The following is a 20721-nucleotide window of genomic DNA, read 5'->3' on the forward strand; positions in this document are numbered from 1 at the left end:
GATTGGCCGTTCATTTTGCTTCATTTCCTTTTTTCGAATACCACGCGTTGACTTCCGCCGTAATCTGGTCCCCGCCTAATCGCCGCCATTCCCGGGCGAACCGGTCGAAGTCATCGACAGGCCTGCCGAGAATAATATTCATAAACGAGTCATTCATCAAATCGTCCAAAATAAACTGTTTTTCGATCATCGTTTCCGTCGGGGCGCCGACGAAGCTTTCATATAATAACTGGTTGTTTTTCTCGTAATGGTCCAGGATCGCAAAGGCGCCCGACGGGCCGTAGGTACGCTCCCATCCCCACCCCAATTCTTTATCCTGATTTCCGGACCTATAGGTATCGATGTTTTTTTGAATCGCCCTGGCTTCGTCCTTGAGTATAGAAGCGCTGCCGGTCCGGCGAGCCTTGTCGAGCTGACGATAGGCGTCCAGGTTTTTCCGGGCCGGATACGGCGTTACCGGCGATAATTCCCATACGGGAAGCGGGGTGCTGTAGTAGGTTTCATAATCGGCCGTTTTCCCCCAGTTTTTCTCCAGATGCAAATTAATCATTTTGACGATTGCTTCGGGATGGGGGTAGCCTTGTTTGACGGCAAAAAAATTACTGGTCGTGAACGGAAGCGGTACCTTCGGCGCTTCGCCCGAAACCGAGACGATCGGGAAGGCCTGCCACTCGGCATTCGGATCCTGCTGGCGGCTTGGCTGAACCCAAAACGAGCTCCACTGCTGCCCGTAAGCCATCCCGATTTTTCCGTCGGCGACCTGCTTTTGAACCTTGGCCCCGTCCTTAAAGCCGAATTCGCCGTCGATTTGACCGCTTCGGTACAGATCCTGAAGCGCTTTCAATGCCGTCTTCACTTCGGGCTGAATTCCCCCGAATACGAGCTTTCCGGAGCCGTCTTTAATCCATAAATTCGGAAACGCCCCAAATCCCGCCATGAATCCCGAAACGCCCGCCACCGGGTCCCACAAGTAATTGCTCACGGCAAGACCGAACGTATCCTGCTTGCCGTTCCGATCCGGATCCCGTTCTGTAAACGCTTTCGAAATTGCCAAGACATCGCCGATCGTTTTCGGCGGCTTTAAACCGAGCCGGTTCAGCCAATCCGTGCGGATCCATAAAAACATGGCGCCTTCGATGGAAGAGGACGTTTCCGGTATTCCCATCAGCCTGCCGTCGATCGTCGCCGCCTCGAAAGGGCCGGTTCCTTCCTGGCTCAAAATTTGCTTCGTAAATGGCGAAGCATAGGCGTCGTATGCAGCGGACAGATTCTGAATTAACCCGGCGTTGCTGAGCTGCCGCAGCTGCTGCGCATTGACGCGAACAACGTCGGGAATATCGCCGGATGCAAGCGTAACGCCAAACTTCTGCCGGTACGAATCGCCCTTGGCGGTCCAATCGTATTTGATTTTAATGCCCAGCACCTGTTCGTAAAGACGGCTCCATCTGTTATCCTCCAGCGTTTCGCCCGGCAATTGCCGGATCAAATCGTCCAGGCCGTCGCTTGTTTCTCTAACGAACGTCAGCCGGGCGGGAGGATTGTATCGGCTTAAAGCCGGATCCTGATAAGCCGTTTCATGTTCCGGTTCGCTGGAGATCTCCTGGTCTCTGCCGTCCCGGAAACACCCCGAAAGGATGAGAGCGGTCGAAACGGCAGCAACAATCGCCTTGGCCTTAGCATTCACCTTGCTCATCATGACCCCCTGCACGGATGTAGCCTTTCGGAACAACATTCGATTTTAATCATTATCCGTATTGTTCCCTGTCAAGACAAGACACATCTCTTGATTTTGTTACCCGATTTTTACGGATTCTGAAATAACGTCAAGAGGGGGGACAAGTATGCCCCCCCTTAATCTTACAATATTTGATTGGAAAAGTAATCCATGAGGCGGACTTATTTCAGGGTTCGTCTGCCTCATTGACGTGCATGACGATGCTGTTATTCCGATCCGAATTCGAGGTCCGCCGTATTGTAAATTTTGGCGAATCCGCCGTAATGGAGAGGTTACTCCTCCCCCAGCTTCAGCGCCTGGGCAATCCGGATCCGCAGCAGGCGGAAGCCGAGTATGAGCAGGCCGGTCGTCAGCATGAAGCCGACGATGCCGAAGAGCCGCATATAATCGCCGAGCCGATAAACGATCTGGAACGGCGGCACCTGATCTTTTGCGGCGAAGGACATTTCGAAGAGAGGCACAAACAGCTCGCTGACCAGATTGCCGACAAGGACGCCGATGGCGACGGCCGCGCCGGACGTAAGCAGCTGTTCGCTGACGAGCATGCCGGCGACCTGCGGGAACGAAATTCCCATAGCCCGCAGCACCCCGTATTGGAGCGTCCGGCCGGACATGGTCATGACCCAGAAAAGCAGGAAGCCGAAGAAGCTGATCAGCATGGAGATCGCGAAGCCCAGCGTCATCACCCCGTTAATCGCCAGCCTGAACGGATCGTTCTTGGATTCGACCAGCTCCTGTTTTGCGTCGCGGAGGCCGGTGACCGGTATGTTCAGCTTCGCCAGCTGCTCGTAAATGAGCCGGCTGGAAACGCCGTCCTTCAGCTTCAGCCATACTTCGTACGGCTCGACCCCTAGCCGGTTCTGGATCGTGCCCAGATGGCCCACAATCAGATGGGGCTCTTCGGGCCGCCCTCCATCCGTATGATCGGAAGAAGCCGGCAGCGGGTTCCAGCTCGGCCAATAGTCGACGATACCGTATACGGTAAATACCGCAGAGTCGAGACCGTCCCAGGAAACGTAAATCGGATCGCCCGGCTTGATCTTTGCCGTATCGGCAAGCGAACGCGAAATCAGCGCCGCCCGCGGATTCGTCGCGATCAGATTCAAATAATTGAAAAATTTATGATCGAGCAGCCCGTTTTTCATCCATGCCGTCCTGCCGAAATCCACCGTGTCGATTCCAAAAAGCGTCGCGCTGCCGGACGTATTGCTGCGACCGGCGCTGAATCTTGCTTTCTCCTTCCGGAATACCTTGGCGGCCGCATCCACCCCTTCCAGATCGCGGAACGGTTGGAAGGGAGGCTCCGTATACTGCACTCGATTCGCTGCAGAGACATTCGTTACGTCCTGCTGCTGGCCGGGCGGATACCCAAATGAAGGCGGAGCATCGCTCTCCCATCGCGTTGTCAATGCGATATCCGCGCCGACGTCATATTTGATTTTGTTTTCCATGTTATCGTTGATCGTCCGAGCCGCGTTGGCGCTGAAGAGACCCGTGGCGACGGTCATGATCAGAAATACTTGAATCGTCAAATATTGTCCGGACGACCGGCTGATCTGGATAAGCGTATGGTAGAGCGCCGGCGGCCACCATTTTCGTCCCGCCCAAAAAACGAGACGGATGAACCACGGGTAAATTCGAAGAATAAACAGTCCGCCGCCGAGCGCGAACAGAGCCGGCATCAGAAATAACAGCGGATCCGGCTGGAGAGCGTCGGCATCCAGCGCCAGCCGCTTCAAATCCTCCTGCCGGTTATGGAAATTATAAAGCAGATACAGCGACAGGCAGACGAGAAGGATATCCAGCCCGGTCTTGTGCCAGAACGACATCCTGGTCAGGCGCGCCATCTGCTGTTTGCGGCCGACGATACTGACTCTCGTCGCCAGCATCGCCGGGATCTGAATGAGCGCGATTGCCCCGGCCACCGCGATCGCCGCGAGCTTAACGGCGCTGCCGCTTAAGCTGACTTCAAGCGCGGAACGCTGCACGAACGACAGAAAACCGTTCGAAGCGCCGAGCATCTTCGTAAACAAGACGCCCAGAAAAGGGCCCGTTGCCAGCGCGCAAAGTCCGAGGAGCAAGCTTTCCGTCATATATGCGGTCATAATCTGCAGACGGCTGGCCCCGCGGCTGCGCAGAACGGAAATTTCCGTTTTCTGCCTTTCGACGATGAGATTGGCGACCATATATAAATAAAAGGCCAGCATCAGCATGACGGGGGAATACAGCGACAACAGCGTCACGTCAAGCTTCTCCTGTTTGCCTTGAAACGACTGAACCGTCCTGCTGGCCGGGACATGAATCTCGGCAGCGCCGAGACGCCCCGTGAAATAGCGCCGAATGTCCCGGTCCGCCGTGACGAAACGGCCGATATTGTCCACGGCGAGCTGTTCGTAATTGAGCGCGAAGCGCCATTCCAGGTCGGAAACCCTCGCCCTGCCGCCGTTCGTAAACTCCCGCTCGAACTGTACGAACGGGATGATGAAGCCGTCGCCGTCCTCGGTCGTCACATAAGGCAGATACGGGTCGGCAGCCGGATTCGTCTCGATGATGCCGACCGGTATCACACGGAATCTGATCTCGTCCGTTGATTCCGCAATAAGCTCCTGTCCGAGCTCCCGCTTCGTTTTGAACAAAAAGTCCTGCGTGACAAGCGCTTCGAAAATGCCGTCGTTACGGTCCTTCGGCAGCCTTCCGTCAACCAGGCGTACGCGCTTCTCCACGTCGGACAGAGACTTGAAAGCGCCGAACGTTTTCTGGGACTGCCGCTCCTGTTCGGAAGAATCGGCGCCGTAAACCTTCATTTTCTGCGTGGCCCGCATCCGGTAGGACGATAACGCCGTCAGGCCCATTCGCTGCGGGATCGTCTGCGCGAACCGGTCGGCCCGGGAAATGGCCTCGATCGTTTTCCGGTCCATCTTCGACGACGAATTGGTCGTGCTGATGCGAACGAAGCCCGGGTATTCGGCGTTTTCGGTCTGCACCCTCTGCAGTTCTTTAAGCAGTGTCCGCTGCAGGATCGCGTGGGAATAGAGCGGCATGGAACTGAACAAAGCGACGCATACGGTCAGGCCGAACCACAGATTCAGCTCCAGCCATTTGTTTTTTGCCATCTTGCGGAAAATCATCGTCCATAAAGCCATGCGCGCACCCCATCCCTTGAGCCCGGCGGCCCGGGCATTGCACGGTGATTGGTTAATTGTTCAGGATGACCTTCTCGCCTTCCTTCAATCCCTGCACGATCTCCGCTTCGGTCGGCGTCATCAGTCCGACCTCGACATCGACTTCCTTGCGGCGATCGCCATCTTCGGCGACCTGTACGTAATTGCGCCCGAGGTAAGAGCGTATCGCCGATCGCGGCAGCACGATGACATTCTCCCGCCGCTGAAGCTCAATGCTCATGTCGGCGACGTCGCCGACCCGGATTCCGGCAGGCGCATCGTTCATGCTCATTATAATTGTCGCCGCATTCCGGTCCGCCCTGGTCTTGTCCGCGGAGAGGGGCACATTGGAAGGAGACTGAACGACTTTGCCCTTATAATCCTTTCCTTTATACCTGAGTTCGACGGGCATCCCCGCCTCGACCGGAAGCAAATCCTTCGTATTCGCGGCCACGTACGTCAGCAGGATGCGGGACGGATCGGCAACGGTCACAATTGGCTGGTAGGCGTTAACGGCGTCTCCGGCGTTCAGCGCTTCAATGAACGTCACGATACCGCTGATCGGCGCATAAAGCCGCGCATTTCCGAGACGGCCTTCCATCTCCTCCAGCGTAAGTTTCTCCCGCTTCAAATCAAGCTCCTTCAGGTGCAGATCAAATGCGCTTACTCCGGATGCCTGCGCCTGACTGTAAAGCAGCTGCGCGCGCTCAACGCTCAGCCGCTGCAGGCGAATCTGGTAATCCAAATCGCCCGTTTCCAATTCCACAAGCAAATCGCCGGCCTTCACCTGATCGCCGACCGTCACGTCGATTGATTTTAACCGCCCGCCGGATTCTTTGAACGAAAGCGACTTGACATTCGCGGAAACAAAAGTCGCCGTTCCTTTAAGCGAGGTTTGAATGTTTCCTCTGGCCGCCGTCACGACGTCCAGCTTTTCCTGTACCGGCTGAACGAGCGGCGGCTGAAGCCTATCGTCTTCGACGGGAAGCAGCGAACAGCCCGCAAGGACAAGCGCCGCCGCCAGCATTACGGCCCCCATCGTCCACCGGAGAACGAAGGGAATTCTCATGGAACGTCTGCGATACAATTGATCCATCCTCCAATGCGATAACATGATCCCCATGCGACGAGCTCCAGCCAAGCCCATTAACTTTCCATTTCTTAGGTTACGATTCCCGTTACCGAGCGTCAACCGGGCAAAGAATAGATGCTGCAAGATTGCGCTTTAAAAGCAGACAAAAAAAATAAAGCCGGCATTCCGGCTTTAACGGTGTGAATCCGATATTCATATCATTGAAGCCTTGGCCCAGACAGGCTCCTCATCGAAAACGCCTATTTTCCGTTTTTCCGTGACGATGTCCGCTTCATTCAGATTAAAACTGAATTTTACCGTTTTTACGATGCAGGTTTCCACCCATCTGAACTGTATCCGAAAGCTGTTGTCGTTTTCCCACCAGCCCGCGGCAGCCACTTTCTGAAAAGGCTGCCCGATATCGATCCGGTTCATGGCGTCATTGCCGTCCATGCCCGCTTCGATGCGGAAGCGGTCGGCGCCTACGGCGATTTCCAGCAAACAGCGGTCCGGCTCGAAGACAAGGCAAAAGGAAGCTGCCGTCCCGTTTCGATGCCCGGTCATCGCAGCGTATTCGGCCATAAAAGGGATATCGCCTTCGGCTACGGTAAACCGCTTGCCGCTGATGTGCCCGGTTAGCGGGGAATAAGGCGAATACGGGCAGCGGGCGACAGCCAGCGACTGCAAGCGGCGCCGCAGCGCCCGGCAGGAAACCGGATTTTCGGGCAAAGGGCCGCTTGCCGTTTCCGGAAGCAGCACACAGTAGACGATATCGAGTACCTGCTGCACGGATTCCGGGTACCTGGCCGTTTCGTTCAAGGAAACGACCATATCCAGATCCGGAAATACAAGGGAATATTGCCCCATGGCTCCATCGGCCCGGTAAGCTCCGGCAGGCCGGCACATCCACATTTGAAACCCGTAGCCGAGCCGGCAATCCGGGATTCCGTTCAAGTTCGCGGACGTCGAATTTTGCAGAGTGGTCGCCATATGCACGAGTTCCTCCGAAAGAACCCGCTCGCCGTCCCAGACGCCGTTTTGCAAATAGAGCATCATCAGCCGCGCATTGTCCTCGGTCGTCGCGAAGCCTCCTCCTCCTCCCGCTTCCAGGCCGTCCGGCAAGCACAGCCATTTGAACCGGTCGCCGTCAATGCCGATCTTATCGAACAATCGGGGCTTCAGAAATTGATGGAGCCCGACTCCGGAAACTTTCCTCACGATCGCACCGAGCATATTCGATCCGGCGCTGTTGTACATAAAAGCCGTTCCCGGCTTATGGACAACCGGCGTTGCCAAAAAGTCCCGGATCCAATCTTCGCTTGGCGACGGCATGGCTTCCATACCGCATCCCATGCACAATACGTCTCTGACCGTCAGCAGCTTCAAATTTTCGCTGATTTCGGACGGCGCCTCTTCCCGGAATAGATCGATCAGCCGGTCATCCAGCCTGACCAAGCCTTCGTCAATAGCGAGGCATACGGCGGTCGCGGCATAGGTTTTCGTGAGGGAGTGCAGGCTGTGCATCATGCCTGGCGCATACGGACTCCACCAGCCTTCGGCGGCTACTTTGCCGTGCCGGATAATCATGATTCCGTGCATTTCGGTTCCCGAATGCTCGAGCGCGGTAAGCAGCTTGTCAATCGTCGCACTCGGAATTCCGACGGATTCCGGCGTCACTCGCTCAAGTTCTGATCTGGCCATCAAAACATCTCCTTCAACAGATCCATTTGCAGACTTGTCCCGCCCGGTTATCCTTTTACAGCGCCGATAACCACGCCTTTGGTCAAATATTTCTGAAGGAACGGCAGCACGATCACGATCGGCAGCACGCCGGCCACCGCCATCGCCATTCGCACCGCATTGCTGGGAAGCTCCATCACGTTGGAGCCCAGCATGCTGCTTGCTTCGCTGGACTTCAAATATTGGATGTTGTTCATCAGCCGGATCAATAGATTTTGGATACCGTAATACTGCGGCTTTGAAATGTAATACAAGGCATTGATCCAGTCGTTCCAATACATCAAGGCCGTAAACAAGCCGATTGTAGCCATGACCGGTATGGAAAGCGGCAGCATGATTTTATAATAGATCTTGATCTCCGAAGCTCCGTCCAGCTGCGCCGATTCGACCAAGTCGAACGGAACGCTGTGTTTAAAGTAATTGCGGACGAGCAAAACATTAAAGCCGTTCATCAAATAGTTCGGAAAAATCAGGGCCGACAGCGTATCCTTGATCGAAAAATATTTCGACCACATGATATAAGAAGGTACGACGCCTCCCCTGAACAGCATCGTGAAGAACACCGCAAACGCCAGGACATTGCGGTACTTAAAATCCCCTCTCGACATCGGATAGGCGAGCATGGTCGTGATAAGCAGACTTAACGCGGTCCCCACGCACGTGACGAAAATGGAAACGCCGTACGCCCTTGCAAAGGTCGTGATATTGCCGAACATGTAAATATAGGCGTCCACGCTCAGCTTCTCCGGAAAAAACCCGAATCCTTTCGAGACCAGGATTTTCTCGTCCGTGAAAGAAGATACGAGAATCAGGATGAACGGCAAAAAGGCCGTAAGGGTGACAAGCGACATAACGGCTGCGGAGAAGGTTCTGAACGCGCGCTCTCCGGCAGTTTGAATGATCATGATTTTCCTCCTAGAACAGCGCGTTGTCGGCGTTGACTTTCCGGACAATCGCATTCGCGACAATGACGAGAATAAATCCGACAACGGACTGATACAGCCCGGCTGCCGCGGACATGCCGACATCGTTCAGCTGGATCAGCGCCCGGTAGACGTACGTGTCGATCGTTTGCGTCGTACTGTACAGGGCGCCCGAATTCATCGGCACTTGGTAGAACAGGCCGAAATCGGAATTGAAAATCCGGCCGACCGCGAGCAGTCCAAGCAAAATAATGGTCGGCGTCAGCATCGGCAGCGTAATCCCGAAAATTTGCTTGAGCTTCCCGGCGCCGTCGATCTTCGCCGCTTCATAGATGCTTTTATCGATGCCGGCAATGAAAGCGAAATAGACGATGGAACCGAATCCCGCGCTTTTCCACAGCTCGACGATCACCAGGATGAAGGGCCAATACTTGGGCTCCGAATACCAGTTTAATTCCGTTAGGCCGAGGGGCCTCAAAATGGAATGATTGACGAATCCGCTGTCCGCGTTCAGGAATGCAAACACCAAATAGGAAACGATAACCATCGAAATCAGGTTCGGCAGCACCAGGCCGGACTGGAACAGCTTCGCGTACGTTTTGCCCAGCAGCTCCGACATCAGGATGGCGATAAACAGGGAACAAACGGTACCGATGACGATAAAGGCGAGATTGTACAGCAGGGTGTTTCTTGTCATGATAAACGCATCGGTGGTTTTGAACAGAAACTTGAAGTTGTCGAACCCGACCCAATCGCTTCCAAAAATTCCCTTGACGAAATTGATATCTTTAAACGCGATAAAAATTCCAAGCATCGGAATGTAATTGTTGATGAGAAGATACAGCAGACCGGGAGCGGCGACCAGTAACAGCGGCAGTGTATTGCCCGCTTTCGTTCGTCTTTTCAACGGCATTGTCGAACCTTTCTCCTTTAGGTCTAAAATGGAGCTTTTGCAAGCTCCATTTTAGACGCGCATTCTTTATTTATGCTGTTCCGCAAGCCATTTGTCCAATTGCTCCTGCTTCTTTTGAATAATGGTTTGCGCTCCCGCATCGTTCAGCGCTTTCACAAACTTCGGAATGGTCGTATCGGGATCCAGAGAACCGGTAACCAAACCGGGGAGATACTGCGAAATGACGTTGCTGACGGCGCTGGATTCCGTCTTCACCGAGCTCGGATCAAAAATAAATCCGAAATACGGCGATTTTTTCGATTCTTTGTTTTCTTTAATTTTCAGCTCGATATCGTCCCAGTTCACGCCTTCAAGCTGGTACTGCAGCGACTCGGAACCGAGAATGCCGGAGGACAGCTGAGCCGTGTAAGGAACCGTGGCCGCCGTTAAGCCGTCCGGATATTTGACGTGGTGCTCGTCGACCTTTACATAGTCCTCGCCTTCGATGCCGTACAGCAGCGTGTTTAACAGATCTTTATCCGTATACACCAGGTTCAGGAATTTCATGGAAGCATCCGGCGCTTTCGTCGCTCCGGAGATGACCCATACGAGTCTGTTCGCCGCGGAAGTGTCGAAATAGAACGGAGCGATCCGTTTCATTTCAATATTTTTTCCGGTCTGCGCGCTGATCGCCTTGTTGGCTTCCATTCCTCCGTAACCGGCCAGGTAGGAAAAGCCGCTGCCCGAGGAGATCAATTCCGACATGTTAATGGACGTTGTCGCCGCATCCTTTTGCAGGTAACCTTTATTGTACCAATCCCGCATCATCTTCACGCCGTTTTTGAAAATGTCGGTATCGTACAGGTTGACCACTTTGCCGCTGTCCCCGACGACGACGCCGACCCCGGATGCATCCGTTAAATAATCGATTCCATTCGTACCCTTCAACAAATTCATGAGGCTGGTATCGCTCGGATTCACATTGACAGGACCGAACGGAACCATATCGGGATGCTTTTTCTTCAGGGCATCGAAAATTTTGGGCAGATCGTTAACGGAGTGAATGCCGTCAGCCGTAAAGCCGAGCTCCTTTAACACATCCGCGTCATACACAAAGTTCGTTGGAAGGGACATCCCTTTGTTCGCGGGGATCCCGTAAATATGACCGTTATACGTCGAGGTTTTGAGCAGCTCCGGTCCGAAGTCGCTGTCCAGAATCTTCTTCGTATCCTGTCCGTATTTGTCCAGCAAATCCTCGATCGGATAGAGCTGGTCCTTGGACAAATAAGAAGCAAACTGATCGCGGCTTAAGAAAACGTCCATCTGTTCCCCGCCTTGAAGGGCCAAATTGACTTTTTGCGCATAATCCGTAATGCCGTACACTTTAAAATCGACCTGGACGTTAATTTTTTTCGTCGTGATTTGGTTGATGGCATCGGTTACTTTGCTGAGATCGTCCGGAATATTATTGAACGACGGCATCGCAAAAACGATTTTTTCCGGTTTTGCGCCCGATCCCTCCGAATCCGTCCCTCCCGTATTCGCGCCGGTATTGCCCGCCCCTTTGCCGCAAGCCGCCAGCACGCCGATGCAAAGTACGGTGAATAGAATGAATGCCGTTCTTCTTGTCGTCTTTCTCACCTTGTTGCCTCCCCTTTTTTGTTTGCCTGCTTCCTTAGTTTAAGCGATCGCCGCCCGCTCTCTCTTTAAAAAATCCGCAGCGTTTTTTCGGAAATCCGCAATAAGGAGGCTTACGGTTCAACGCTTGGTTTTCGTTCGAAAGGCATGAGGCGTTTCGCCGGTTATTTTCTTGAACACCGTGGAAAAATAGGAGATGCTGTCAAACCCGGTAAGCAGCGCAACGCCCGCCACGCTTTCATTGCTTTGCAGGAGCAGCTCTTTGGCCGCCCGAATCCGGTATTCATTCAAATAATCTTTGATCGGCATGCCGGTTTCGCGTCTAAACAATTTAGCGACGTAGTCCGGCGTTAAATAAACGGTGGCCGCAATGCTGTCCCGGTTCAAATTTTGCGCATAATTTTCATGAATAAAGGCTTTCACTTTCTCGACAACGCTTTCGGATTGTTTGATTTCCCATAAATAATCGACGGTTTTGTCGGTGATATAAGCCGCCCACTTCATCAAATCCAGGACGCTTTGTTCCGATTTTTTAAACATCATGGAGGAGACGGGATCGGCAAAAAGCTGGTGCGCGTAAATTTTGTTTTTGGCTAAAACGGCATACACAATCTGCGTAAAATCCTGTTGAACGGCGTGCAGGGCCGCCGCATCCAGCTTGTTGCCGGAAATCAAACCCTCCAGCTCATCCCTTAGCCTGTTCACGATTTTGATTTTCTCGCCCTCGATAAACCACTGTTCCAATTCGTTCGCATCAAGCTTGAAAAACTCCCCCGGCGGGCACTCCAGAGAATCGTGCTGGGAATGAACCTTTCCGCGGTACATCATATTTTTCAAATCGAGCGCTTCCAATCGTTCTCTCGTCTGCGCCAGACTGTCCATCGTCATGCTCTCGCTTACATAGCAGGTCGCCGCACACCGGAAAAACTCCCGGCAGTACCGGATCAGCATGCGGCAGCTGCGATGGATCTCGTCGGCCGCGATATGCCCGGGAAGAACGGCAGCGTTGCAAAACCGGTTTTCGTGCATATAACTGATTACCTGTACGGGATTCGGGTCCCCGAGCAAAATTTCCGATGTCAGATTGGCGAACACATACTTGAATACACTTTCGCTCCAGGCGACTTCGATTTCGGATTTCGAGATGCTTGCCAAGACCAAATAATAATTATCCCCGGCATTCAAGGTCAGATCTCTTTTCTGAATTTCGCCTTCGATCAAATCCGGACGAGGGGAGATTGCGGAAAATAAGAGATCCCGCCAAAAGCTTTGTTCGACGACCCCTTTGTTTTTTAACCACCGCTCCCCAAACTGCTGGTATTGCTGTAATTTGTTTTGATTGATGAGCGAATGCACCGTCTTGCGCAGCACCGATTCAATCTTGAGTTTGTCAAACGGTTTGATCAAATAGGCATCGGTATCGTAGGCGATCGCGGTGGAAGCGAATTCAAAGCTTTCATGACAGGTAAAGAACAGGAATGCGCAATCATAATGGTTTTCCCTCACCCATTTGATCATGTCGATCCCCGACCCTTTCGGCATCTCGATATCGCAAATGACGATGTCCGGTGCATGCCGCTCCACGAGCGCTTTGGCGTCCGCAAAATTATGGGCGGTGTATACATGATCGATTCCGAGACCGTTCCAGTCGATAAAATCCCGCAATACCTCCACCGTCGGGATATCGTCATCGATTAACAGACACTGCATGTTGTTCCTCCCGCAGATCGTGCGACATGGGAATCAAGATTTCCACCCGGGCTCCGGACGGTTCGTCGTTAGACAGCTTTAATAAACCGTCTTTCTTATATAATAACCTCAGCGTTTTCTTAATATTTTGAATGCCGATCTGGTCGCTCGACGCTCGCTCAGTTACAGCATCGGCATTGACTTCGTTCATGATTTCCTTCGGAAAACCTTCGCCGTTGTCCTCAATCCGCAATTTGATCCAAGAACCTTCATGATCCGCCGAGAGGGTCGCTTGAATGAAGATCGACAGCATTTTTCCATCCGACCATGCATGCTTGAAAATATTTTCAACGAAGGTTTGGATCAAAAATTGCGGCAGCTGCTGCTGTTCCAATCTCCGGTCAATATCCATCGCATAAAAAATTTGATTCGGAAATTTAATCTCTTGCAGGTGAATGTAGTTTTTCACATGCTCGATTTCTTCCTGGAGGGTGACGTTCACCAATCCGCCTTTGAACATATATCGTAAATATTTCGACAAGTGATGGATCAGTTTCCGGATTTCTTCATTTTTGTCCTGGTAGGTCAAGCTTGAAATCGTTGTGATCGCATTCAGATAAAAATGCGGCTTGATCTGCATTTGCAAATATTTCAGCTCCGCTTTGTTTCGCTCCAATTTTTCTTCGTACGAATGAATTTTCAGCGTTTTGATTTCCTGAACCATGGAAGAGAAGGAATTGTATAATTTGGTGAATTCTAACGACGCCGGCGCCTTCGGCATCCGGTAGTCCCAGTTCCCTTTCTCCACCTCCTTCGTCGCTTTAACAAGCGCTAGAACGGGAATGATAATTTCGCGCGAAAGCCGCCATAAAGCGGTCGGAACGATGAACAGGGAGACCACGCCGAGCGCGATAATGAGCCATTGGATAAACGCCAGTCCCGAGAACATGCCTTTCGTTTCGATAATGTTCGCCAACCCGCCAAACTCGGGGATTTTCTCCGAAATGACGTACTTTCCCCTTTGTTTTTCGACAGGACGCTGCAAATGAACCGGCAATTCGTTCCGTACAAAGGAAGGATCGGAGGCGTAAATCAGGTTTCCTCCATAGTCCAGCAAAACATATTGATTTTGCTTGTCGGCTGCCGACTTGACGGCCGCCATCAGCGTATCGGCTTTGATCAATACGCCGAATGTCATACTGGGCGTCCGATAAATCTGGGCCAGGTACGAATTCCCCTTTGTTCGAACAACCGTCCATCTGGAACCCGACGCCTTTGAGGGCGTCAACTTTCCCTTTTGAATGGCGTCATTCAGCGCCAATTTTTCGCTGGTCGGAAGCCGTTTACTAAATTCGGCCAGGATCAAATCGGAATGGTGTATCGCGACAAACAGCAGATCCAGGTTATCGTTGCTTGAAAGCTTGCCGGCCAAATCGTCCCTCAGCTTCAAGGTTTCAAAATATTGCTGATTCGCGTTTAATTCCGGGTAAATCGAAATCGTTTCCAAACTATTCTCGAATATTTCGTTTAAATCCTTCGAGGCTGTTTTCAGGACATTCTGGATATTGTTGATGTGAATGGCCATCGTATAATTTGCATTGCGGATCAAATTCGCTTTGACGACATTAAAGGAATAGATATTACTCGTGATGAGAACGGTGAGTAGAACGGCCAGTATTAACGCGATTCGAAACGAAAATTTGAAGACGAGCGAATTCCGGTTGATTTCGTTCATCATAACCGCTTCCCCTTTACATTTTTCCGTCTGATTAAAGAACCGACCCCGTTTTATTATAAGCTTTCGACAGCGCTTTTTCCGTAAAACCACCGTTCCAAGTATCGCCAAAAGAGGCGCCCGCAGGCGCCTGAGATATTTCACGTTTATAGACGGTCGGACAGCGGATACCCGAAATCAAGCATTTGCCCGTTTGCTCTTGCCGAACATCGCACAGGAATGGGGTTATAGGGTATAATTTGGCTTCCTGCCGTGCACGTTAATCTTAGATAGACTTATACCGAAGAGTCCTTAACCGCAGCGCCGATAAACTCGTGTTTCACGTCGGCGAAATTTAAATGACTGTGTTGAACGGTTACGGTATCCTCGTTAAAGCGAAACGTTAAACGGTCATGGTGCGGGGAATCGACCTGGTAGACGTACATCGCGAAAGTTTCCGCATCCCGCCATCCTCCTTTGACCGCGACCGATTTGCCGGACCGATTTGCCGTGATCCAGTTATCCAAGCCGCATGCCAGGCTGTGCGCGCCATGGCCGTCCAGCCATTCAAATACACAGCGGTCATCTGCAAACGTGAGCGAGATCCGCTTCAGGCCCTGCTCATTTTCATGGAGCCTGTATGTTTTCGTTCCTGTCCATACGGATTTCCCCATGGAATACTTATCGCCCAGCTCCAAGGAACCCAGCTTTCGGACAAGCTTTTCCTGTTCGGTAGGATCGCTTTCGAATTGCGGTCCCTTCATGGCAGGCAGCACATGCTCCCATACCGCATCCAGCACCCCTTGCATATCTTGCAGGCCGCCGTTTATCGCGATTACCGCATCTTGATCGGGCATCACGATGCAATATTGTCCGAATGCCCCGTCTCCCCGGTAAGCATTGTGCCGGCATCTCCAAAACTGATAGCCGTAGCCTTGAATCCAATCGGTATTGCCCGTTTCGGTCGCATTCGGAACCTGGCAGGAGGTCGCTTCTTCGATCCAAGCGGCCGGCAAGAGCCGCTCCCCGTTCCATACGCCTTTATTCAGGAGAAATTGTCCGAACCGCGCAAGATCTTCCGTCTTCAGCCGCAGTCCCCACCCGCCCGTATTTCCTCCGTTAGGTGCCCGATCCCATGACGGTTTTCCGATTCCCAGCGGTTCATACAGCCGGGGCTGCAAATAATCGACCAGACGGACGCCCGTCACGCGCTCCACTATGGCGCCCAGCAGATGACTCGCCCCGCTGTTATAAAGGAACCAGGTGCCCGGGGCCTTTTGGAGGGGAAGCTCTAGAAAGCCTCGCACATAATCGCCGTCGTACCGGTCGCCAACCCGCACTTCCGCAGCATGGTTCAAAAAATCCGGCGTGACCCCGAATCTGGCCGTATCCGTTTGATGGCCGGTCGTCATGGTCAGAAGGTTCCTGATTGTTAAGTCTCGCATGTTCTCCTTAAGCTCATGCGTATTCATCTCGGGAAAATATGTCAGCACGCGGTCCTTTACGGCGATCAAGCCCTCCTGAACGGCAAATCCCGCCGCAATCGAAGTAAAGCTCTTGGTGATGGAATAAACGGCATGCGGAATCTGGGGCCGATAGGGCTTCCACCAGCCCTCGGCAACGATATGACCATGACGCAGAATCATCAAACCGTGGAGTTCGAGCTGTCGCCGCTCGATCTCCTCCAGGAAAGTCAGCAGGGAAGCGGAAGAAATGCCTTGCTCTTCCGGGAGGCTCCGCGGCAGCGAATTCGTGTTGTTTGTCATCTCTGAATTTCCTTTCTTGTCAAGTCGTTTCCCTTTCAATCAAAGTGACCGGAAAAGTATTGATCTTGGGGACTTCTTCCTCTTCGAGCAGCTTGGCGACCAATTGAAGGGTGCATTCGCACATTTCGCGAATCGGCTGCCTGACAGTACTAAGCTGCGGCGATAGCAAGGATGCAATCCTTACATCGTCATAGCCGACAATTTTCATATCATCCGGAATACGCTTCCTAAGCCGGCTGCAGGCTTGAATGACTTCTGCGGCGACCAAATCGCTGCTGGCGAAAACGCCATCCACTTCCGGCCGCTGTTGAAAGAAATGAATCATTTCCGGTATTTCCTCGCTATCGTCTTCGGCGGATGCTTTCAGCTGCAAGAGATCAGGTTCGATTCCGGCCGCTTTCATCACTGCTTCATATCCCTGCGCTCTTCCGTTCGCCAGTAAAGCCTGATGATGCGGACCGCCGACTCCGCGGTACACGAATACGGGTTTCCTGCACCCTTTGTCGAGCAGTAGCTGCGTCGCGAGCTTGCCGCCCAGCAAATTGTCGGAAGTGACGATCGGAATATTTCCGGCTATGGAACGGTCGAACGATACGATCGGCAACTCCAAATGAAGATAGTGTTCGACATTCAATACCGAGCTGCCCATAATGATGGCGTCCACCTGGTTCTTCTTGAGCATGTCAATATACTTGTGTTCCTTGGCGATATCGCGGTTGGAATTGCAGAGCAGCAGCTTATATCCGCATTGATCGGCGTAATACTCCAGCTGATAAGCCAGCTCCCCAAAAAAAGGATGGGATACCGCAGGTATAATGAGACCGATCATATTCGATTTTTTGCGAAACAATGCGCGAGCCATCTCGTTCGGCTGGTAATTCAGCTCTTTCATGACCCGATATACCTTATCCCTTGTCTCCCGGCTGATGTATCCCCGGTTGTTGAGCACGCGGGAAACCGTGGTAACGGACAGCCCCGCCTTCTCCGCCACATCTTTTAGCTTGGGCATGGTACAACCACCTTGTTTTTTTAACCCATTATAAGCTTTCGTTCCGGCTATTTCAGCCTTGGCCGCTTTATATGATAACCGGTTAACATAAAAGATGTCAACCGGTTATCATACTATCCAATTCGAGGATTCGAGTGTTTTCCATCCTCCTTCACTCAGACGATCGTTTAAGCGCATCCGTTAGTCTATCGTAATCCTGCTGTTTTCAGCCGCGATTTCAAAATCGTTCTCGGAGATTTCATAAGCCGGGCTCTGCCAAGAGGCGTCCCAACCGAAGCACAATAAGCCGCTCTCCACGGAAAGCGGCCTCTCATACGGCTTGACTTCTTCGGTCAATCGCTGTCATTTCATCGTCTCATTTTGCGGTGCTCCTTTACTCCCATTTGAACGTAAAGCTAGCGACCGTGAACGCCGCGACGGCCCAAGCGGCAAGCAGGAGCACATTTCCCCACAAGCCGCCGAATCCGGTGCCGACGTTCATCACTTCGCGCAGCGAGTCCGACAGATGCGTGATCGGCAGCGACTTGACGAACGGTTGAAGGAACGAAGGCATGTTCTTCACCGGGAAAAACACGTTCCCGAGAAACATAAGCGGGAACGAAATGAGCCCCGCAATCGGCCCGGCGCTCTCCGGCGTCTTCGCCAGACCGGCGATGATGAAGCCGATCGACATGAAGACGAGCGTCCCCAGAATGACCAGCAGCAGCAGAAGCGGCCAAGACCCCGTAACCTTTACTTTAAACATGAGCCGGGCGACCAGCAGAACGATTACCGCCTGCGTTCCGTTTAGCAGCAAACGGGCCGTAATTTGCGCGGCAATGAACGTGCGCGCCTTGAGCGTCGTGCTTTGCATGCGGCGGAGGACGCCGCGTTCGCGCCAGGAGGCGATTTGTCCGGCCACGCCGTTCAGGTTGTTGGACATAATCATCATGGCAACAATACCCGGCACGAGGAAATCGATGTAACGAAGACCAAGAGATTGAAGCGGCTCAGCATCGACCGTAACGGCCGGAACATAATGGACGATCGACTTGCTGATGCCGTCGGCGACCCCGTTCACGAAGGTGATTCCGAGCTGGGAGACAGCCATATTTTTTTCGTCGTAATAGACCTTAAGCTTGGCCGGGCTTCCGCCGCCCGCCTGCAGCTGCTCGCTATATCCCTCAGGAACAACGACGACCAGCTGTTCGTCGCCCCGCTTCAGCTCTTCCAGCGCTTCCTGCTCCGATGGAGCCGCATCCAGCTTCAGCGTCTTCTGATCTCGAAAGGCTTCGACAACCTTCTTCGAAGCCTCACTATGGTCTTGATCAATGACGACACCGTTCAGATTGACTGAATTACCATTCCCGAGAAAGGAGCCGAGAGCGGCCATCAGGAGGATAGGAAATATCAGAGAAAAGAACAGCACCTGCCGGTTTCTCGAAAAAAGGCGAAGCTGTGCCAGCGTGAGCTTGAAATAGGCTTTCATTGTTCCCTGAGGCTCCTTCCCGTCATATGGATGAACACATCTTCAAGCGTGGCGGTGCGGGTGCTCAGGTCCGTCAGCCGCAGCCCCTCGGCGTCGGCTTGTTGGATCAGTCCGGTAAGAGACGCCTGGAGATTGTCGGTATAAAGGATGAACATGTTTTTGCGCTCCTCCATGCTGGAGATATGCTCCACCGACGAAAGAAACGATTTCAGCCGGGCCTGCTCGCCCGGGCTTCGCTCGTCCCAATCCGGGACGCGGAATTCGATGGCGTTCTCGGAGGACAGGCTGCGAATAAGGTTTTGAGGCGTATCGAGGGCGATGATTTGTCCCCGGTCCATGAGACAGATGCGGTCGCACAGGATATACGCTTCATCCATGTAGTGCGTAGATAAGATAATCGTTTTTCCTTCGTTCTTTAGCCGCAGAATGATATCCCACAGCGTCCTTCGCGCCTGCGGATCGAGTCCCGTCGTCGGTTCGTCCAGGAAAAGCACGAGCGGATCGTTCACGAGGGCGAGCGCGATGGCGAGTCGCTGCTTTTGGCCGCCTGACAGTCCCTTGACTCGTCCGTTCAGTTTTTCCCGTAGAATCATGCTGTCAAGGAGAGGCTCGATGGGAACAGAGCTTTTGTAAAAGCTCGCGTACATCTCGGTAATTTCTTTCACCGTCAGCAGGTCGAACAGCGAAGTCGATTGAAGCTGAACACCGATCACCGCTTTCACCTTATCGAGCTGCCCCAGCGTATCGAAGCCGGCCACCTTGGCGGAGCCTCCGTCGGGCCTGCGCAAGCCCTCGATCATTTCCATTGTCGTCGTTTTCCCAGCTCCGTTCGGTCCGAGCAGACCGAATACTTCGCCCTGCTTCACCTCGAAGCTGACACCGTCTACTGCCGTAAAATCGCCGTATCGCTTTACTAAGCCCTGGGCCGTAATAACGGATTTCGCGGTAGCCGGAACAGACGAGGATGCCGACCCGTACTCCATACCGTAGTCCATGGTAGCTCCCTGCCTTTTTTAACTTGGTTAATATCTTCAGCATAGCGAAACCTTCTCGCCGCGGCAAGAAAAAGACGACGCAGGAAAAGTTTGCAAATATGCCCATATTAAAGACGTTAATGACCAACATAAAGTTGCGCTATTCTCCCCTCGAGCGGATCGCCTAAAAACGAAACCAAGCGTTGGATCGGTTCCATCGCTGATATAATAACCTCTTCGGTTGTGCATTGCGATTTTTTTCCAATAGTATGCAACTTTTCCTATGGAATGGATGTCAATAATAATTGAAAATTATCGAGGAGGCGAATGATGAGCATGTTAAAAGCAGTTGCCGTTATCTTGTGTACTTTTCTTTTAATGGCCGGCTGTTCAAGCAATAACTCCAGTGCTACAAAAGGACCAAATCCCAGGATTGTTGATAATATGAATGCTGCTGGTGCAGGTCCTGTAACGAAAGATAACACCTCTATAGGCGGGACACACATCGGAGATACGCAGGAACAAGTCAAAAATCTTCTCGGAAAACCGGTAAAAATCATAAATGGAGGAGGCGGAACCCCGAACATCCGATGGTTTTATGATCATGATCATACCATCATTAGCTTTTACCGTAATGGTGAAACAGGGCCCGTTGGCGGGGTTGTAGACATATTGCTTAACCAAGGATCCCGTCTCAAAACCGATAAGAACATTGGCATTGGAAGCAGCGATAAAGATATCCTGGCTGCGTATCCATCTATTGCTCAAAGCCATAAAATGACGGATGACGTTGTCAATTACTGGCTTACCGGAACTAAACGGGATGAGGGTTTTTATCACCCCTCAATTACATTTATTGTTAAAGAGGGTAAAGTAACAACAATTACACTATCCAATTCACTTATCGATCCTAATAAATAAAAAAGGAGCTTCCAAATAA

General features: G+C 52.3%; 14 protein-coding genes. 1 reads left to right on the forward strand and 13 read right to left on the reverse strand.

The features are described 5' to 3' along the window. Positions 1-10 precede the first annotated feature (10 nt). The 13 genes from PD282_RS18670 to PD282_RS18730 all read right to left on the reverse strand — a co-directional run bounded on the left by PD282_RS18670 (position 11) and on the right by PD282_RS18730 (position 19802). A complete protein-coding gene (locus PD282_RS18670; protein WP_420832310.1) occupies positions 11-1696 on the reverse strand; it encodes an extracellular solute-binding protein in 1686 nt (561 codons plus the stop codon). Between the two features lie 311 nt (positions 1697-2007). Further along, positions 2008-4878 (reverse strand): ABC transporter permease, encoded by a 2871-nt coding sequence (locus PD282_RS18675; protein ID WP_274652148.1) that lies wholly within the window; start codon positions 4876-4878, stop codon positions 2008-2010. 52 nt (positions 4879-4930) lie between these two features. Next, on the reverse strand, positions 4931-6019 hold the full coding sequence (locus PD282_RS18680) for an efflux RND transporter periplasmic adaptor subunit (protein WP_274652149.1): 1089 nt from the start codon (positions 6017-6019) through the stop codon (positions 4931-4933). Between the two features lie 162 nt (positions 6020-6181). Further along, complete coding sequence (locus PD282_RS18685) at positions 6182-7669, reverse strand: serine hydrolase domain-containing protein (RefSeq protein ID WP_274652150.1); 1488 nt, start codon at positions 7667-7669, stop codon at positions 6182-6184. A gap of 47 nt (positions 7670-7716) precedes the next feature. Further along, positions 7717-8613, reverse strand: coding sequence for a carbohydrate ABC transporter permease (locus PD282_RS18690; RefSeq protein ID WP_274652151.1), 897 nt, complete (start codon positions 8611-8613; stop codon positions 7717-7719). A 10-nt stretch (positions 8614-8623) separates the two neighbouring features. Beyond that, entirely contained in the window at positions 8624-9544 is a 921-nt protein-coding gene (locus tag PD282_RS18695) for an ABC transporter permease (RefSeq protein ID WP_274652152.1), read from the reverse strand. Between the two features lie 66 nt (positions 9545-9610). Beyond that, entirely contained in the window at positions 9611-11164 is a 1554-nt protein-coding gene (locus PD282_RS18700) for an ABC transporter substrate-binding protein (RefSeq protein WP_274652153.1), read from the reverse strand. Between the two features lie 117 nt (positions 11165-11281). Continuing rightward, complete coding sequence (locus PD282_RS18705) at positions 11282-12871, reverse strand: response regulator transcription factor (protein WP_274652154.1); 1590 nt, start codon at positions 12869-12871, stop codon at positions 11282-11284. Further along, positions 12849-14588: a sensor histidine kinase gene (locus PD282_RS18710; RefSeq protein ID WP_274652155.1), complete on the reverse strand. Its 1740-nt coding sequence runs from the start codon at positions 14586-14588 to the stop codon at positions 12849-12851. The genes PD282_RS18705 and PD282_RS18710 overlap by 23 nt, the downstream gene beginning before the upstream one ends. Positions 14589-14860: 272 nt before the next feature. Next, positions 14861-16330 (reverse strand): serine hydrolase domain-containing protein, encoded by a 1470-nt coding sequence (locus PD282_RS18715; protein WP_274652156.1) that lies wholly within the window; start codon positions 16328-16330, stop codon positions 14861-14863. Positions 16331-16349: 19 nt separating this feature from the next. Then, on the reverse strand, positions 16350-17339 hold the full coding sequence (locus PD282_RS18720; protein WP_274652157.1) for a LacI family DNA-binding transcriptional regulator: 990 nt from the start codon (positions 17337-17339) through the stop codon (positions 16350-16352). A 373-nt stretch (positions 17340-17712) separates the two neighbouring features. Beyond that, entirely contained in the window at positions 17713-18807 is a 1095-nt protein-coding gene (locus tag PD282_RS18725) for an ABC transporter permease (protein WP_274652158.1), read from the reverse strand. Further along, complete coding sequence (locus PD282_RS18730; protein WP_274652159.1) at positions 18804-19802, reverse strand: ABC transporter ATP-binding protein; 999 nt, start codon at positions 19800-19802, stop codon at positions 18804-18806. The genes PD282_RS18725 and PD282_RS18730 overlap by 4 nt, the downstream gene beginning before the upstream one ends. A gap of 315 nt (positions 19803-20117) precedes the next feature. On the opposite strand from PD282_RS18730, the gene PD282_RS18735 reads away from it, so the two are divergent. Then, positions 20118-20702, forward strand: coding sequence for a hypothetical protein (locus PD282_RS18735; RefSeq protein WP_274652160.1), 585 nt, complete (start codon positions 20118-20120; stop codon positions 20700-20702). The last annotated feature ends 19 nt before the right edge of the window (positions 20703-20721 follow it).

The sequence above is a fragment of the Paenibacillus humicola genome, assembly GCF_028826105.1.
Classification (GTDB): Bacteria; Bacillota; Bacilli; order Paenibacillales; family Paenibacillaceae; genus Paenibacillus_Z; species Paenibacillus_Z humicola.

Coding starts and splice junctions, on each gene's coding strand:
- PD282_RS18670 (WP_420832310.1), bottom strand. CDS start 1,696: ATGATGAGCAAGGTGAATGCTAAGGCCAAGGCGATTGTTGCTGCCGTT.
- PD282_RS18720 (WP_274652157.1), bottom strand. CDS start 17,339: ATGCCCAAGCTAAAAGATGTGGCGGAGAAGGCGGGGCTGTCCGTTACC.
- PD282_RS18715 (WP_274652156.1), bottom strand. CDS start 16,330: ATGACAAACAACACGAATTCGCTGCCGCGGAGCCTCCCGGAAGAGCAA.
- PD282_RS18730 (WP_274652159.1), bottom strand. CDS start 19,802: ATGGACTACGGTATGGAGTACGGGTCGGCATCCTCGTCTGTTCCGGCT.
- PD282_RS18695 (WP_274652152.1), bottom strand. CDS start 9,544: ATGCCGTTGAAAAGACGAACGAAAGCGGGCAATACACTGCCGCTGTTA.
- PD282_RS18690 (WP_274652151.1), bottom strand. CDS start 8,613: ATGATCATTCAAACTGCCGGAGAGCGCGCGTTCAGAACCTTCTCCGCA.
- PD282_RS18725 (WP_274652158.1), bottom strand. CDS start 18,807: ATGAAAGCCTATTTCAAGCTCACGCTGGCACAGCTTCGCCTTTTTTCG.
- PD282_RS18685 (WP_274652150.1), bottom strand. CDS start 7,669: ATGGCCAGATCAGAACTTGAGCGAGTGACGCCGGAATCCGTCGGAATT.
- PD282_RS18705 (WP_274652154.1), bottom strand. CDS start 12,871: ATGCAGTGTCTGTTAATCGATGACGATATCCCGACGGTGGAGGTATTG.
- PD282_RS18710 (WP_274652155.1), bottom strand. CDS start 14,588: ATGATGAACGAAATCAACCGGAATTCGCTCGTCTTCAAATTTTCGTTT.
- PD282_RS18680 (WP_274652149.1), bottom strand. CDS start 6,019: ATGGGGATCATGTTATCGCATTGGAGGATGGATCAATTGTATCGCAGA.
- PD282_RS18735 (WP_274652160.1), top strand. CDS start 20,118: ATGTTAAAAGCAGTTGCCGTTATCTTGTGTACTTTTCTTTTAATGGCC.
- PD282_RS18675 (WP_274652148.1), bottom strand. CDS start 4,878: ATGGCTTTATGGACGATGATTTTCCGCAAGATGGCAAAAAACAAATGG.